The 16,352-nt window shown below is 44.0% G+C and carries 13 protein-coding genes; 1 reads left to right on the forward strand and 12 read right to left on the reverse strand.

What is annotated here, in order from left to right; all coding sequences use genetic code 11:
• Nucleotides 1–36: 36 nt before the first annotated feature.
• Nucleotides 37–660 (reverse strand): sulfotransferase family 2 domain-containing protein, encoded by a 624-nt coding sequence (locus L0B18_RS07765; RefSeq protein ID WP_234571008.1) that lies wholly within the window; start codon nt 658–660, stop codon nt 37–39.
• Between the two features lie 144 nt (nt 661–804).
• Between L0B18_RS07765 and L0B18_RS07770 the strand changes: the two genes are divergently transcribed.
• Nucleotides 805–2,130 carry a hypothetical protein gene (locus L0B18_RS07770; protein ID WP_234571010.1) on the forward strand — a complete coding sequence of 442 codons (1,326 nt, stop codon included), beginning with the start codon at nt 805–807 and terminating at the stop codon, nt 2,128–2,130.
• A gap of 307 nt (nt 2,131–2,437) precedes the next feature.
• Here L0B18_RS07770 and ftsZ read toward each other — a convergent pair whose 3' ends face one another.
• The 11 genes from ftsZ to L0B18_RS07825 all read right to left on the reverse strand — a co-directional run bounded on the left by ftsZ (nt 2,438) and on the right by L0B18_RS07825 (nt 16,351).
• Complete coding sequence (ftsZ, locus tag L0B18_RS07775; RefSeq protein WP_234571012.1) at nt 2,438–3,787, reverse strand: cell division protein FtsZ; 1,350 nt, start codon at nt 3,785–3,787, stop codon at nt 2,438–2,440.
• 116 nt (nt 3,788–3,903) lie between these two features.
• Nucleotides 3,904–5,163: a cell division protein FtsA gene (ftsA, locus tag L0B18_RS07780; protein ID WP_234571013.1), complete on the reverse strand. Its 1,260-nt coding sequence runs from the start codon at nt 5,161–5,163 to the stop codon at nt 3,904–3,906.
• Nucleotides 5,164–5,203: 40 nt separating this feature from the next.
• Nucleotides 5,204–5,935 carry a cell division protein FtsQ/DivIB gene (locus L0B18_RS07785; protein WP_234571015.1) on the reverse strand — a complete coding sequence of 244 codons (732 nt, stop codon included), beginning with the start codon at nt 5,933–5,935 and terminating at the stop codon, nt 5,204–5,206.
• Between the two features lies 1 nt (nt 5,936).
• Nucleotides 5,937–7,352, reverse strand: a complete 1,416-nt coding sequence (murC, locus tag L0B18_RS07790) for a UDP-N-acetylmuramate--L-alanine ligase (RefSeq protein ID WP_234571017.1) — start codon at nt 7,350–7,352, stop codon at nt 5,937–5,939.
• Nucleotides 7,352–8,512 (reverse strand): undecaprenyldiphospho-muramoylpentapeptide beta-N-acetylglucosaminyltransferase, encoded by a 1,161-nt coding sequence (gene murG / locus L0B18_RS07795; protein WP_234571020.1) that lies wholly within the window; start codon nt 8,510–8,512, stop codon nt 7,352–7,354. The genes murC and murG overlap by 1 nt, the downstream gene beginning before the upstream one ends.
• Nucleotides 8,509–9,702, reverse strand: coding sequence for an FtsW/RodA/SpoVE family cell cycle protein (locus L0B18_RS07800; protein WP_234571022.1), 1,194 nt, complete (start codon nt 9,700–9,702; stop codon nt 8,509–8,511). The genes murG and L0B18_RS07800 overlap by 4 nt, the downstream gene beginning before the upstream one ends.
• A 79-nt stretch (nt 9,703–9,781) precedes the next feature.
• Entirely contained in the window at nt 9,782–11,140 is a 1,359-nt protein-coding gene (murD, locus tag L0B18_RS07805; protein ID WP_234571023.1) for a UDP-N-acetylmuramoyl-L-alanine--D-glutamate ligase, read from the reverse strand.
• Nucleotides 11,140–12,276, reverse strand: a complete 1,137-nt coding sequence (gene mraY / locus L0B18_RS07810) for a phospho-N-acetylmuramoyl-pentapeptide-transferase (protein WP_234571025.1) — start codon at nt 12,274–12,276, stop codon at nt 11,140–11,142. The genes murD and mraY overlap by 1 nt, the downstream gene beginning before the upstream one ends.
• A complete protein-coding gene (locus L0B18_RS07815) occupies nt 12,276–13,763 on the reverse strand; it encodes a UDP-N-acetylmuramoyl-L-alanyl-D-glutamate--2,6-diaminopimelate ligase (RefSeq protein ID WP_234571027.1) in 1,488 nt (495 codons plus the stop codon). The genes mraY and L0B18_RS07815 overlap by 1 nt, the downstream gene beginning before the upstream one ends.
• Nucleotides 13,764–15,908 carry a penicillin-binding transpeptidase domain-containing protein gene (locus tag L0B18_RS07820; RefSeq protein WP_234571030.1) on the reverse strand — a complete coding sequence of 715 codons (2,145 nt, stop codon included), beginning with the start codon at nt 15,906–15,908 and terminating at the stop codon, nt 13,764–13,766. It lies immediately after the preceding gene.
• On the reverse strand, nt 15,905–16,351 hold the full coding sequence (locus L0B18_RS07825) for a hypothetical protein (RefSeq protein WP_234571032.1): 447 nt from the start codon (nt 16,349–16,351) through the stop codon (nt 15,905–15,907). Before L0B18_RS07825 ends, L0B18_RS07820 begins: the two co-directional genes overlap by 4 nt.
• Nucleotide 16,352 lies beyond the last annotated feature (1 nt).

Here is a 16,352-nt window from a genome sequence, read left to right on the forward strand (position 1 = left end):
TATGAGTGTGGCTTCTCGAAATCAAATCATTAAAATTCAGAATTCATAGCCAAATAGTTCGATGTCGGGTTGAAAGAAATCCTGAACCAATTTTCGGGTTTCATCTGTATAATATTCTCTGTAATGAGTTGTATTGGAAATATTGAGATGCGGCAACTTTTTGGGCTGTATACCAATCTTTTTGCAGATTGTCTTAAACTCCTCATTAATGTTTTCAAACCGTGCAATGTAATCAACCAGTTTCTCTCCATTTTCTGAATAGATGAAATCTTTTTGGAAATCGTGCGGGACAGAACACTTGTGACGGATAAATTCATCGAAATCCTTCATGTTTTTTACCGCTTCGTGCTGATGGTGTCCCTCGTCTTTTAGCATGTATTTGTAAAGAGAGACATTCCAATCCCAGGGATTTCGAACAACAGCAAAGGAAAAGTATGATTGAAAGCTATCATGCCCCATCTTGCGGATTAGGGACGAGGCTTTTATGTGTTTTGAATACGGAATGGGATCCAGATCAAATATTCCAAATCGTTTAAGAACACGATGTGTAAAAAGATGAGCAGGATTGGAGCAATATGGAATGAGTGCCCTGGTAATACTGCTGCCCGCATTCTTATAAATATGAATAAAAATAAAATGGTGTTTTTGGGAAATGAGCATTCAGGATATCGGGCAATAAGCCTATAATTTTAAATCTATAACTATAATATAACCAGTTGTTTAGGGAATCATCTCTTAAAAAAATGGAACAAGAAAATTTAAACCTGATTCAAGAGAGTAACCAGATAATTAAAACAACAATTTATGAAGTCCAAATTTAACTTATTAATTGCGACACTAACACTTTTATTCTTGTTTAATTTAACGGGTTGCTCAGATGATAACAGTACCGGAGACGAGGGAGAGGAGCCGGGGTCTCACGCTACCATTAATGGTGCTATTCAAGATGAATTTTCTAAAAGTACTACTGACACGAGAGCGAAAGTGCCAGAGAATACTGTAGTAACAGCCGCTACAATTAGCTCAAGCGGATCGCTTGAAATGATGGAAGAAACTGAAACAGAAGTAGAGACTTCCGGAGAATTTTCGTTGGAAGCTGATGTGGAAACTGCCGAAGAGGTTGTCGTTGTGGCGGAGAGCAATGGCGAACAATTGAAGGGATACATTTCTTCTGAGGTTGAGAATGAAAATTCTTACACCATCAAACCGCTGAATGTAGAATCATCAGCTGAAACGGATGTTTACGCACGCGTTAAAACGCAGGGAAATAGTGACATGGTTCATAAATCTGATATTGAATCGGTTATTACCGCAAATAGTTCTGCAGATATTTATGGCGATGCAACAGCAACGAATGAAATTGCAACTGCTATTTCAAATAGTGCCCAGGCACGGGCGGATTTCTTCGCAGAGTTTGGGGAAGATGCAGAGTCTGATATAGACAGCTATTTTGAGACAATGACTGATGCCCAGTTTGAGTATGAGGCAGCATTGAACTCAAGTTCATCGAATGATCAAGATGAAGCGGCATTTGAAGCTTTTCTTGAATCGAAGGTGAATGCTTATAGTGACGCCGGTCTTGAAGCCAAAGAAAACGCCGAATTTTTACGAGTACAGGGACGTGCAATTTTAAACAGCATGAGTTCCGTGTCTTCAGAAGTAAAAAATGAAGCTCGTCATACCTCGTCATTTATGATTGCCATTGCTACCGATAATGCTGTGAGGGCAAGGGCAGAATCTTCAGGAATGGCACAAAGTACGGTAGATGCAATTGCTGATGCGGGCGTAACGCTTCGGGTAGATGTTCATGGAAGTGATGGATCCGAATCATCCGTAGAAGCTGCTTTTGAAACGTATCATGATGAAGTGCGTGCGGCTATGGAAAGTGATTCTTCTGTTGAGGGAGCCATCATAGTAACCATTGATACCGAAATAAATGTAGCTTCAGGTGTTAAAGCAGCTCTTCATTCGGCTTTATCAGGCGTGGCAGAAGCTTCACAATTGATTGACGCATATATTCAGTTCAACAGCGATGTAGATGCTATTGTTGATGCCAACTCCACTCTTCTCAGCGAAGTGGATGCCGAAGTACTTTCTGATATCATGGTGTTGATTAATTTATCCTCGTAAGCAGTGACCAGTTGAGGAATTTGTGAAATGATATCGGGCCCGGGACTACTATGGTTCCGGGTTTTTATTTGAGTACAATTAGAGTGAGAAGTGAAAAGACAAAAAGTAAAAAAGAGGGATTTTCTGCTTTTGTCTTTCTTATAAAACAGTTAGTTATTTTTAATATTTTTAGGCTAACTTAAAAAAAAGAAAAAAGCCTCCGTTCAAAGAGGCTCCTTTTTGATTTAGCAATCTATAGAGTGGGCACAAGGTGCCCATCTTTTTTTATAAAGCAATCATTAGAGTCATGGAATCCATGGCATTTCTGTTAATCCATGATTTTTCTGAGAAACGCAGGTTGATCACTGTCGCGCTTGTCGATTCGTTCCGAACGGTTATTCAGCATGGACGAATCGTCATTGCCGGCTGCTTTGCGTTGTTCTTGTCTGGAGTCAGAGATTTCCTCATCTGCCTCAACATCATCATTCGTGCGAATGTGTTTGAGGCTTCGCCGGTGGATGGCCGGTGAATCGAGGTTCTTCAGGTTTTTCTCACCTTTGTAGAAATTGCTGTCCAGAGTTGTTCTTCGTTGAGCAATTTCACTGGCTCTGGGTAACATTGTTGCCGGTTTCTTTTCGCTAACAACTTCTTTTCGATGGTTCTGTGGACTGTTTTGGTGAGTTTTTGCCTTCACGTTGCTTTCGTCAAACTCAAAGCCCGTTGCAATCACGGTTACGCGCAACTCATCGTCAAAAGATTCATCCAGAACACTACCGAGAATAATTTCCGCATCATCTCCGGCTTCCTGCTGGATAATTCGTGTGGCTGTTGTGGTTTCTTTAATTCCGAGATTGGATCCCGCTGAAATATTCACAAGAACATTACGCGCTCCGCGGATGCTTACTCCATCAAGAAGGGGAGAGTTAATTGCCTCACGTGCAGCAATTTCGGCACGATCCGGTCCGCTGGCTGTAGCCGATCCCATAATGGCAGCTCCACCATCAATCATGGTTGTTCGGACATCAGCAAAGTCGAGGTTGATGAGACCCGGCATCAAAATCAAATCAGAAATACCGCGGGTTGCATTGTAAAGCACCTCATTGGCTTTGTCGAACGCTTCCACAAGTGTTGTGTTTTCGTCAGCAATATCCAGTAATCGTTCATTGGGGATTACAATGACGGTATCACAATTCTTTTTCAGTTCAGCAATGCCATCAATGGCATATTTCATCCGAACTTTTCCTTCAACCAAAAATGGCGTGGTGACAATACCAACAGTCAAAATTCCTTTTCGTTTGGCAATTCCGGCTACAACAGGAGCTCCGCCCGTTCCGGTTCCGCCACCCATGCCTGCCGTAATGAAAATCATATCGGCATTGTCAACCGCTTCATCCAGTTCATGGCGATTTTCCTCCACAGCCTCGCGGCCAATTTCGGGTCGTGCACCGGCTCCCAAACCTGAGGTCAGATTTGCTCCAACCTGGATGGCAATATCAGCTGCATTATTTTTCAGTGCCTGTGCATCTGTATTCAGTGCAATATATTCAACACTGTCTAATCCTTTCCTGATCATGTTGTTGATGGCATTACCACCGCCACCGCCAACACCGATCACTTTGATCTTCGCATTATCCTGACCTTTCTCGTCAAAACTAAAGCGTGATGTTACGTATTCCATAGTTAACTCCGTTTATGATTGCTATCTGTAATGATTATTTGCTTTCTTGTTTTCTCTGTTCTCGTAAGGGTAATTCATGAATTACCCCTGAGTGTTGGGGTTTGTCTGTATGATTGCTAAAGTTCTTTGAACCAACTCTTCATTCGTTCGGCAATGCTGCCCATTACCTTTTCCACTCCGGTTCCTTTGGATGATGGAGGAACCATCTCGTGTTCTACGCCCTCTGCTTTCAGTGCATGCAAAACCAATCCAACACTGGTAGCATAAATGGGGCTGTTTACCTCTTCGATGAGCCCGCCGGCCAGCCCGAGTGGACGCCCGATCTTGGCATCCATTCCGAGCACTTCGTTTGCGAGCGGACAAATATTCTTGATCAGCGAACCGCCGCCGGTGATCACAATTCCGGCACTTAATGAATCGGCATAGCCACTGCGTTTTACTTCAATAGCTACGATTTCCAAGATCTCTTCCATTCTTGCCTGGATAATTTTTGATAAAATACTTTTTGTGATTTCTTTGGGAGGACGGCCTGCAATTCCCGGAATGGTGATGGATTCATCATCTTCAATCAGGTCTACAAAACACTCGCCGTGCTGATGTTTTAATTTCTGGGCTTGATCGTCCAATACACTCAAGCCAATTTTGATATCATCCGTTACTTTTTTTCCGGCAATGGCGATAACTGCCGTATGGCGAATGGTGTTTTCTCTGAACACGGCCAAATCCGTGGTGCCGCCGCCAATATCAACCAAAACTACTCCGGCCTCTTTTTCCTCGTCATCCAAAACGGCATAGGAAGAGGCAAGAGGTTCAAGGATAATATCTGCAACCTGGTAACCGGCGCGTTCTACACATCGGTACAGGTTTTTGGTAGCTGATACCAAACCGGTAATAATGTGTACTTCGGCTTCCATCCGCATGCCGCTCATACCAACGGGATCGCTGATACCGTCCTGTCCATCAACCACGAATTCCTGGGGAATCACGTGCAGAATCTGTTGATCGGGCGGAAGCATAATTTGTTGGCAATCTTTCAGGATTCGATCAACATCGTTTACCGTAATTTCTTTTTCCTTATTGTTGATGGTAATAACGCCCTTGCTGCGAATACTTCGGATATGGTCGCCGGCAATACCCACATTCACAGAATTTACCTCGATCCCCGATGCCAGTTCTGCCTGCTGAATGGCCGTTCTGATGGCGTTCACGGTCTTATCGATATTTACAACAACGCCACGGTTCAGGCCCTCGCTGGGCGCTTTACCCACCCCCAAAATGTGGATCTTATCCTGTGTATTGATAGATGCCACTACGGCACAAACTTTGGTTGTGCCGATATCGAGTCCTACAACAATTCGTTCATTTTCCTGTTCCATATGCGGTATTGGTCTGTTTTTAATTGCTAAACTTTTTGAATTATGAATTTCGTGTTACAATTTGGTCTTTAAAGCGAAGGTCGATACTCGTGAATGCACCCATCCCTTTTTGGGAGACCACATCGGTATAAAAAGCTTCCCAGTTTTTTATTTTTTCAGGGAACTCATTCCGGCCAAAGAGTAGTTTTACTCCATTTTCATACGTGAGTGCAACCACGCCTTCACTTTCATTCCACGACACTTCGCTGATGGTGATCCATCCCAGTTCATTTTCTTTTGCAGCGATCATAAAATCTTCAACCTGCCTGTATGATTCTGATTTCAAAGTGTCGCTTAAAGAGCGGGCCGAAAAACCGTAAACAAGTGGTACATCCTTCACTTTTTCCGGGATGATGGGAAGCTTGAGTCCGCCTTCAGTCAGATATACTCTTCGGTTTCCATCCACAAGCAGGGCAAACGGTTCTCTTTCATAAATGCGGAATGTCAGTGTTCCGCGAATTCCCATACTCACTGTTGCATCTTTCACATAGGGCAATGTTTTCAAATCCATGAAAAGGCTGTCGAAAGAAATACTATCGGCATACATTCCAACAGGAGATTTCAAAGCATTTTCCAGAGACTCAACATCGGTGTAGTAATTGCCTTCAAACTTTACTGCTTCTATTTGGGTATTGCTTTCGATATAAAGTCCGCCCAAAATAGCACCAGTCAACAGCGCTATTGAAAGGAAAATCCAGATCGCATTTCGAACTTTGCCTGATTTTTTCGCCATCTTATTCACCTCCTCTGTTTATGAGTTCGATGAATTCTTCCCCGTACTTATAAACATCACCGGCGCCCATTGTGATGATGATATCGCCGTCTTTCAAAATTTCCTTCAGTTTTTGAGGAAGCTTTGATTTCTCCTTCACATAGTGAACATCTTTATGGCCATAGTTTTTGGCGATATCTGCTATCATTTCTCCTGAAACACCTTCAATTGGTTTCTCGCGCGATGGATATACATCGGTTACAACAAGCACCTCAGCATCAAAAAAGGAGAGGCCGAATTCTTTGTACAATTGTTGAGTTCTTGAGTAAAGATGAGGCTGAAAAACAGCAATAATTCTTCTTTTTTCCCATCCTTTTCGTGCAGCCTGAATGGTAGCCTGAACTTCGGTCGGATGATGCGCATAGTCGTCAATTACAATCAGATCATCGGAGTTTACTTTTACCTGGAACCGCCGGAAAACACCCCGGAACCGCTCGAGTCCGGATTTGATGTCTTCAAAAGAAATTCCGAGTTCAAGCCCAACGGCAATGGCAGCCAGTGCATTTTTTACATTGTGATCGCCCGGGGCATTCAGATAAACTTCTCCAAGTTCCTTGCCGGATGAAACTACTGTAAATGTACTAGTCAGGCTTTGGTGTGAAACATTCACTGCCCGAATTTGTGCTTGAGGATTGTATCCGTAACTGATCGTTCTGCGCCCAATATTCGGTAAAATACTTCTTACTTCGGGGTTGTCGAGACAAACCACAACCGCACCATAAAAAGGAACTTTATTGGCGAAATCAGTAAATGCCTGCTTTACATCATCCAGATCTTCATAGATATCCAAATGTTCGGCTTCAATATTGGTAATGACAACCATCGAAGGGGAGAGGCGCAGAAAAGTGCGGTCATATTCGTCGGCTTCCACGATAATGATGTCACCTTTGCCAACAACAGCATTTGTCTTATCGAAACTGTGTACGCGGCCACCCACGATAATTGTGGGATCGAAACTCCCGTCCTGTACAACATGGCCGGTCATGGTGGTGGTTGTAGTTTTACCATGTGTTCCGGCAATACCAATTCCGTATTTCATGCGCATCAGTTCGGCAAGCATTTCCGACCGTTTAATGACCGGAACCTTCCGGGTGATGGCTTCTTTGGTCTCTACATTTTCATTGGCTTTTACGGCACTTGTATAAACCACAACGTCGGCGCCGTCAATATTGGATGCTTCATGCTGAAAGAAAATCGTTGCGCCTAATTCCTCAAGCCGTTCGGTTGTCTCAGATTTGCTTTGGTCCGAACCACTGACTTTATATCCGCGAAGAATCAGAATTTCAGCCATTCCGCTCATACCAATCCCACCGATGCCCACCATATGGATATGGCGGGTTCGTCCAAAAACGGGTTGTGTTTGAATGGATTTAGTCATCAATTCTGATTCTTTAAAAATGAAAAAATTTCTGTTGCAATCTCTTCAGAGGCTTTTGGTTTTGCCAAGGATTTCATGGCCGATGACATACTGCTGAGTTCGTTCTTATCACGAATCAGCTCGGTCACAATCGAATAAAAAGAGTGTTGAAGTGTCTCTTCTTTTAAAAGTTTTGCGGCTCCCGCATGTACCAAAGACTGTGCATTTTTGGTTTGATGATCTCCTGCTACATTGGGGGAGGGTACCAGTATTGCCGGTTGACCGATTGTCTCAAGCTCACTGCAGGTTCCGGCTCCGGCGCGTGTTACAACAAGATCAGCCACGGCGTAAGCTGCAGACATGTCATCAATGAAAGCGGTCAGTCGTAAATTGTGAAATCTTTCCGGCTTTACTTTTTCAATCAGGCCATCAAAATATTTTGGCCCACATTGCCAGATGATTTGCAGATTCGCCGAATCATGAAGTTGCTCAATTTCTTGCGTCATAATATCATTCAGGGCTTTTGCTCCGCCGCTACCGCCAAGAATTAAAAGCACCGGTAAATCTTCCGTAAAATTGAATGATTGCAGTGCTTTACTTCGATTAGAAACTTGTACCTGACCACGAACAGGATTGCCGGTCAGCTTAATTTTTTCTTCCGGCAAATACTGTTTTGCATCATCAAAAGCGGTGAAAATGGTTGTAGCATGTTTGGCCAGCATTCGGTTTGTAACACCCGGGAAACTATTTTGTTCTTGCAGAAACAGAGGAATTCCCAACTTTACGGCCACCCATCCAATCGGGCCGGATGCAAATCCGCCGCAGGCAATTACAATATCCGGTTTGAAAGATTTCAAAATTAAAAAGCTTTGAATGATACTTGTTACAAGCTTGGCCGGAAATAGCAGGTTCTGAATTGTCAGTCGTCTGTGAACGCCGCTAATCCAGATACTTTTAATTTTATATCCGTATTTCGGGACGATTTCCCACTCCATTCGGTCTCGTGTTCCAACAAACAAAAATTCCGCATCCGAGTGCATTTCTTTGATCGCATCTGCAATGGCAATGGCCGGGTATACATGACCACCCGTGCCACCGGCTGCCATGAGCACACGAAGGTTGCCCACGGCAGCGGTGAGGGTGTCTGTAGATGATATGTCCTTTGCAACGGTTGCGATCATCCGTTATAAAACCTTGTTTTTATGTTTGCAATGTGTCTTGAAATATTTAGCAGAATGCCTGCCATCGCTCCGGCAAACAACATGCTCGATCCGCCATAACTCACAAATGGCATTGGTAATCCTGTCACAGGAAATAATCCTGTTGCGACCCCGGCATTCACAAAAGCGTATAGCGAAATCAACAGCGTGCAACCAAGGGCCATCAGCGTGCCGAGGATATCCGGCGCCTGGCGGGCAATGACGGCAACCCCGCGATAGAGAATCAGCAGGTAGGCAAATATCACCGTTGCTGCTCCTATAATTCCATACTCTTCTGCGATGATGGCGAAAATAAAATCGTTGTAAGGTGCCGGCAGAAAATCGCGTTGTGTGCTCTTGCCAATTCCAACTCCAAAAAGTTGTCCCTGTGCGATGGCTATGTGTGCCTGTTGAGCCTGGTACCCTTCTGATGTTTCAAAATCTTGATTATTGATTTCTGTGATCTGGGCCACGTACTGATCAATCCGGCTCTGTCTTTCGGGCGAAATATAGATCATGGAGACGCCGCCAATCAGACCGATGAGTACCAAAGCGGATATCTGAGGAATGCTGATTCGGCCTGCAAACATCATCAGAATACAGATTCCCATCAGCACTGCTGCGCTACTAAAGTCTTCTGTGGCAATCAGTAAAAATGTGACAACAACCCAGAACATGATGGGTAGAAAAGCACGTTTGAAATCCTTGATATATTCCTGTTTTTCATACAGCAGTACGGCTACATGTACAATCAGGGCGATGGCTGCAAAGGAAGTGGGTTGAAATGAGAAACTTCCGATAGACAATGAACGCTGAGCTCCCCATGTAATATCCCCGTAACCGAGCATAATGATGAGCAAAATCCAGCTTAAAACCATTGCAGCCCGGCTAAATCGTGCAAGAACCCTGTAATTGATTTTTGAAACAAATACCATCACAAAAAAGGCGATAACCAGTTTTATAGCATGACCTGAAACCAGTTTTACAGCGGTGGTTTCATGAGACTGAGCAAAGAAAGCGATGGACGAATACACAGCCAGGCAGCCGAAAATCATCAGCCCGATGATCGTCACAAGCAGAACCTGGTCACTACTCCTGTCCGGAGCTTCCAGTTCATCTTTGGTGGTGCCAAAAATAGATCCGACTTTGCTATTTGGTGTTGTGTAGTACAAATTCAGTTATCAGTTATCAGTTATCAGTTATCAGTTATCAGTTATCAGTTATCAGTTATCAGTTATCAGTTATCAGTTATCAGAGGTCTAAAACAGCTTGTTTGAATTCGTTTCCGCGGTGTTCGTAGTTCTCGAACATGTCGAATGAGGAACAGGCGGGGCTCAGCAAAACCACTTCGCCTCGTTTGGCTTTCTTTTTCGAGAGTTTTACGGCCTTTTTCAGCGTATCTGCTTCCATGTAATTGGGTACAACTTTTCCGAGCTGATTTTTAATTGCTGCCCTGGCTTCGCCGATAGCAACAATTGTATGCACCTTTTCTCGGATTTGATCTTCAAGAAAACTCCAATCGTTTCCTTTGTCACGGCCGCCAAGAATCAGCACAACCGGCATGTTGAAACTATCCAGCGCATACCAAACCGCATTGATATTGGTCGCTTTGCTGTCGTTCACATATCGCACGCCTTTCAGAATTCGTACCTCTTCAAGGCGGTGCTCAACGCCTTCAAATGTTCGGAGGCTTTCACGGATAAACTCGTTTTTGATTTCCGAGGCTCGTGCAGCCAACGCCGTAGCCATTCCGTTCTGTAGATTATGTTTCCCGCTAAGGCCGATTTCGCCAATTTGCATGAGTTGTTCCTCTTTATTGTTGATTTTTAAAATCAGTTCGCCTTCCCTGACAAAAGCACCGTTTGATATCTCTTTGTTACTGGAAAATGCCAGCAAACGTGGTGCCCGTTCTTTTTTTGATAACTCCTCTGCGTGATCGGAGAGGACGGGATCGTCGTCGTTGTAGATGAACCAGTTCGAATCGTCCTGGTTTTCGGTGATCCGTAACTTGGATTTTGCATAGAGTTTGAAATCGTTTTGATATCGATCCAGATGATCTTCCGTAATGTTCAAAATGATGCTTACATCCGGTTTAAACCGGTCGATATGGTCAAGCTGGAAACTGCTCACTTCAAGAAGAACATCGACATCATTAGCCGTTTCGTCGATATGATCGGAAAAGGCCGTGCCGATATTCCCGGCTAGCAAATGTTTCTGATTAGCCACTTTCCATGTATGCGCCAGCCAGTTTGCAACAGTCGTTTTGCCATTGCTTCCGGTCACCGCTACAACAGGGGACTTGTTAAACCAGCTTGCCACCTCAATTTCAGAAAAAACATCTTTTCCGGAATTCAGGTAATGCTGCGCAATTTTGGATGATGTGGGCACACCCGGACTCAAAACAAGAAAATCTCCATTCATCGCTTTTTCCGAATGTTGATTTTGTTCGAATTCGATCGATTCAGCCTCCAGTTGTTTTACAAAATTCGGGTTGATCGAACCGAAGTCCGTCACAAATGGAATGGCGCCTTTCCTTTTCAAAAGTTTAGCCACAGCCACACCACTTCTTGCGGCACCTGCAACGACGATATGTTTATTCTCTACATTCATTATCGCAGCTTGAGGGTTAAGAGGCTGATAATTCCAAGCAAAATGGCAACAATCCAAAAGCGAATAACGATCTTGGATTCCGGCCAGCCTAACTTTTCAAAGTGATGGTGAATCGGGGTCATCAAATAGACTCTTCGTCCCTCACCATATTTCCATTTTGTGTATTTGAAATAGCTGGTTTGAATGATCACCGAGATCGTTTCCACAACAAAAATTCCACAGATGATGGGAAGTAACAATTCCTTGTGAATCATAATCGCAATTGCTCCCAAAGCTCCACCGATTGCAAGTGAGCCTGTATCTCCCATAAAAACGGAAGCGGGATACGTGTTGTACCAAAGAAAACCGAGACAGGCTCCCACCAGTGATGCTGCGAAGATGGTCAGTTCGCCGGAACCGGGCAGATACATGATGTTCAAGAAGTTTGAGAAGTCCGTCCGTCCGGAGACGTACGCGAAAATCCCCAAAATGACTCCCGCAATGGCCGAAGTACCTGAAAGAAGTCCGTCAAGTCCATCCGTCAGGTTGGCGGCATTGCTAACACCGGTAATAATAAATACGACCACCGGGATATAGATCAGCCATCCTGTTGATTCGCCCAGGAAGGCATAATCAATGTTTACCTCCTTGAGAAAGGGGACGGTTGTCAGGGTGTTATATTCATGGAATTCGGGCCAGAAATAAAGTGTGGCTCCTAAAACGATTCCGACAAATACTTGGCCGAAAACTTTTATCCACCCGTGGAGTCCCGATTTATTTCTTCGAACCACTTTGATGTAATCATCTACAAAACCAACTACACCAAGAACCAGCACAACAAAAACAATCATCCATGTGTAAATGCTGTACATGTTCATCCATAACATCGCCGGGATAACTGTGGCCAGTATGATAATGACTCCGCCCATGGTTGGAGTATCAACCTTGTTTAAATGGGTGTGGAGGCCAATATCTTCCCGAATCACTTCTTTAAGCTGCATTTTGATCAGCCATCGAATGATCTGGCGGCCAATGATTAAACTAATTACCAATGCCGTTGCAGCCGCCAACGCTGTTCGGGTAGTGATAAAATCGAAAGCATCAAACCCGGGCGGTGCGTAGAGCTCATTTATCCATGCTAGCAATTCGTATAACATCAGATAGCCCCCTCTTTTTCAGTTTTGTCGTTTCGCTCCTGAAGGGCTTCCCGAACTATTTCACTATCATCAAAATGAATGCGTTTGCCATTAATTTCCTGGTAGGTTTCGTGGCCTTTTCCGGCAATCAAAACAATCGAACCTGCTTTTGAGGAAAAAACAGCTTCGCGAATGGCTTTTTTTCTGTCAGTAATTCTTGCCACTTCCTCCGGATTCTTAAAACCCTCCATGACCTGGTCGATAATCAGATTCGGATCTTCTGTTCTGGGATTGTCGGATGTTACTACCACGCGGTTCGCATAAGATTCAGCGATTTTGGCCATTTTGGAACGCTTGGTTTTGTCGCGATCGCCCCCGCATCCAAAAACACAAATCAATTTTTGATGACGTGTTTTCAATTCCTTCAAGGTAGAGAGCACATTTTCGAGTGCGTTGGGTGTATGAGCATAGTCAACAAAAACAATCGGTTCGTTGTCGATTGATAAATCACTATTCACACGTTCCATTCGCCCCGGAGCGCCGTGGCAGTGTTTCAAAATTCCAGCGGCACTTTTGCCGTCAATTCCCAAAGCCGTACAGGTTAAAAGTGCTTCAACAACATTGTAAGCATTAAATCGGCCGACCAACGGGGTTTCAATCTCAGTTTCATCGATGGATATGGCCATGCCGGTTGCATCCGATTTTAAAATCCTTGCCTGGAGCAACCCTTCATCACCAAAACTAAAACTCAGAACCTTTGCAGGAGTTGAGTTTACAATCCACTCGCCGCGTTCATCATCGGCATTGGTAATGGCCCAGCTTTTACTGTCTAATGAATTAAATAATTTCTTTTTGGCGGAGGCATACTCATTCATTGTTTCATGATAATCCAGGTGGTCATGACTCAGATTGGTAAAAACCGCTACTTTGAATGAAATTCCTTTGGTTCTTCTCTGATCAAGTGCGTGAGAAGAAACCTCCATTGCGAGATATTCTGTACCCGCATCAACCATTTCTCTCATGGCTTCGGCCAGTTCAATCGGGTCGGCGGTTGTTAAACGGCTGGGTAATTTTTTATCAAGAATCCGTTTTTCAATAGTTCCGAGCAGAGAGGCCTTGTAATTGAGTTTCGTTAAAATCTGCCAAACAAGGGTAGCAACGGTGGTTTTTCCGTTTGTACCTGTAACGCCGATGATTGTCAGTTTATCGGCAGGATTTCCTTCCATTTTCTGCGCAAGTTTCCCGAGCAGTTTTCGGGTTTTCTTCACTTGCAGAACGGCGGTGTCACTGTCGGTATCCAGTTCCTGCTCTGATATAATTACACTTGCACCGCCTTCAATGGCTTCATCGATGAAATTGTGTCCGTCTGACTTCGTTCCTTTTACAGCTATGAAAACGTCGCCCGGCTCAATCTCTCTGGAATCCTGCCGTAACTTTCCTATGGTATCCGGTTCAGATCCGGAAACGGAAATCGGCTTGCAAAATGCTATGAGTTCCTGGAAGTTCATTTAATTGGCAGCAATCGATTGAGATTGATTCATGGATTTTGATTTGCCGCGAACAGTAACTGTCCGGCCTTTTTTCATAAAATCGCCGGCTCTTGGGAATTGTGTGTAAATAGTTCCTGAGCCGATTGTTTCAATTTCAAATCCACGGTTGAGCAATAAATAAGTAGCCTGTCTCATGTTCAGATTTGTCAGGTCGGGTATTTGGGCATACCCGTCGGGAATAGAATCTGCTGATAACGTAGCTAACTTAATTTCAATTGGTTTGTTCGGGGTAATTTCTTCTCCTGAGACAGGATTTTGTTCAACTACGTGAGTGCCTTTCCCGGTTGCCTGAAATGGAATACCGTTCTCTTTTAAGAGAGTTGAAGCATCCGCGGCTAAAAGTCCTGTAAGTTTTGGCGCTACATTCGGTAAATTTTTTGCGATGACGTCACGTGTATCTGGCGTTTCAATTGCATTATCCAATCCTGAAATTCTCGTGGCAATTTCTTTGAAGATTGATCCGGCTGTAAATCCGCCGTAAATACTTGTTTTAGGCTCATCCAACAAGACCAGGATAACATGCTTGGGATTCTCAACAGGGAAAAATCCTACAAAAGAAGCGCGATATTTTGTTCGGTACCGGCCATCCTTGAATTTCTGAGCGGTTCCGGTTTTTCCGGCAATTCGAAGACCTTCTACCGATGCCCATCCTGCTGTTCCGGAATCAGAAACCACATCCTCAAGAATGGGTATCAGTTTTTTGATCGTCTCTTTCTTAGCCACACGGCGGACACTCATCGGTTTTCTTTGCTTTAAAATCTCACCAAATTCGTCTCTAACCGACTCCACAACAAAGGGTTTCATCATAACACCTTCATTTGCAATGGCGGCATAAGCCTGGGCTAACTGAATAGGAGTGACCTGGACTTCATAGCCGATGGACATCCAGGGCAACGTAACAAGGCTCCATTCATAAGGCCGTTGAAGGCGGCCTTCGGTTTCTCCTGGTAAATCAATCTGTGTGGGAGTTCCAAAACCGAGATTCCGTGCATACTGGTAAAACGATTCCGGTTCCATTCTCATCGCAATTTCAGATGTGGCAATATTGGATGACTTGGAAATTACTTCCTGGAAAGTCATGGTTCCGAGCGGATCATGATCCCGCATCGTTTGACCGTGAATCATTTTGTACCCGGTGTCGGGTGTTTCAAATTTTTCATTGAAATCAACAAGGTCTTGCTCAATAGCGGCTATTGCAGTGGTTACTTTAAAAGTTGAACCGGGTTCGATTTGGTCGGAAATCGCATAATTCCGCCGATTCTCATTTTCGATAGTAGCCGGAGAATTGGGATTGAAATAAGGAAAGTTCGTCATCGCTTCCACCGCACCGGTTTTTGGATCCATGATGATAACCGTTCCCTTTTCGGCCATATGCCGTTCAACTCCCGCTTCGAGTTCTTCTTCTGCAATCGCCTGCATTTGGGAATTGATCGTTGTATGAAGCGAATATCCTTGCACAGGCTGTCTTCTGGGGGCGCCTACATAAGCAAAAATATTATTGAATGGGTCTTTTCTAACCTGTTGAAGGCCATCTGTTCCTTTCAGTAAATCGTTGTATTCAGCCTCAAGGCCGGCCATTCCTTTCATCTCATGATTTACAAACCCCAGAACGTGAGAGGCAAGAGAACCGAAATTGTAGTTTCTCCGGTATTCTTCTTCCAGAATCAATCCCCGAATGCCCAGTAAATTTAAATCTTCAAATGTCTGAACGGGTACACTTCGCTCCAATACTACATACTGAGATCTGGAGTCGGCATTTTGGATCTTCCTTAAATAATAGTTAGCACTTCTTGAAGTATGGTTGCTAAGGGTCTGTGCAATTCGGTGAACATCCTGGGATGATCTGCCAACGGTTTTAGGATCAATCGCTACTTTATAAATAACGCGGTTTGTGGCCAGAAGAGACCCGGTGGTATCATATATGTCACCGCGTTGAGCCGGGATTGAGACGTAATCGATGGCCTGCGAATTCCAAAGCTCACGTAGTCCATCCCCTTCCGCAACATTTACACGAAGCAGCTGAAGGAGTATGCCTGCAGGGAGAAGCAGCAGAAACCCGAACAGTAAAAACATTCGGTTCATAATTGAACTTTGTTCACTCATTCTTTGTCCGTACGAATATATATGATTTGGTCTGCCGGCCCTGCATTTTCAAATCCAAGCTCACGCGCTTTTTGGTAGATCACCTTGGGTCCGGTCAAACGTTCGTATGCAAGTCTGTTTTCCTGATATATTCGTAATGCCTTGTTATACTCATTTTCGAGTTGATTCACTTCTTTAAGTGTTTGCTGAGTATTAAAGACGTGGCTGATGTAAATAATCCCGCATATTCCGATCAAGAAAACTGCGAGGACAATCTTCCAGGGGGTGAAAGCCGGAAGTTTTGATATTTTACTTGTTGGGTCTGTTTTAACACGTCTGCCATATTTGGGGGCAGAGCCGTCTGTGTTAAATCCTTTAATGAGGAAGTTCTTCCTTTTATTTTTAGCGGGCTGTCCGCCGGAAATTCCTTTTTTCTTATTTTTTGAAGGTGTCTGTACAAACATC

It is taken from the genome of Rhodohalobacter sp. 614A (assembly GCF_021462415.1).
Classification (GTDB): Bacteria; Bacteroidota; Rhodothermia; order Balneolales; family Balneolaceae; genus Rhodohalobacter.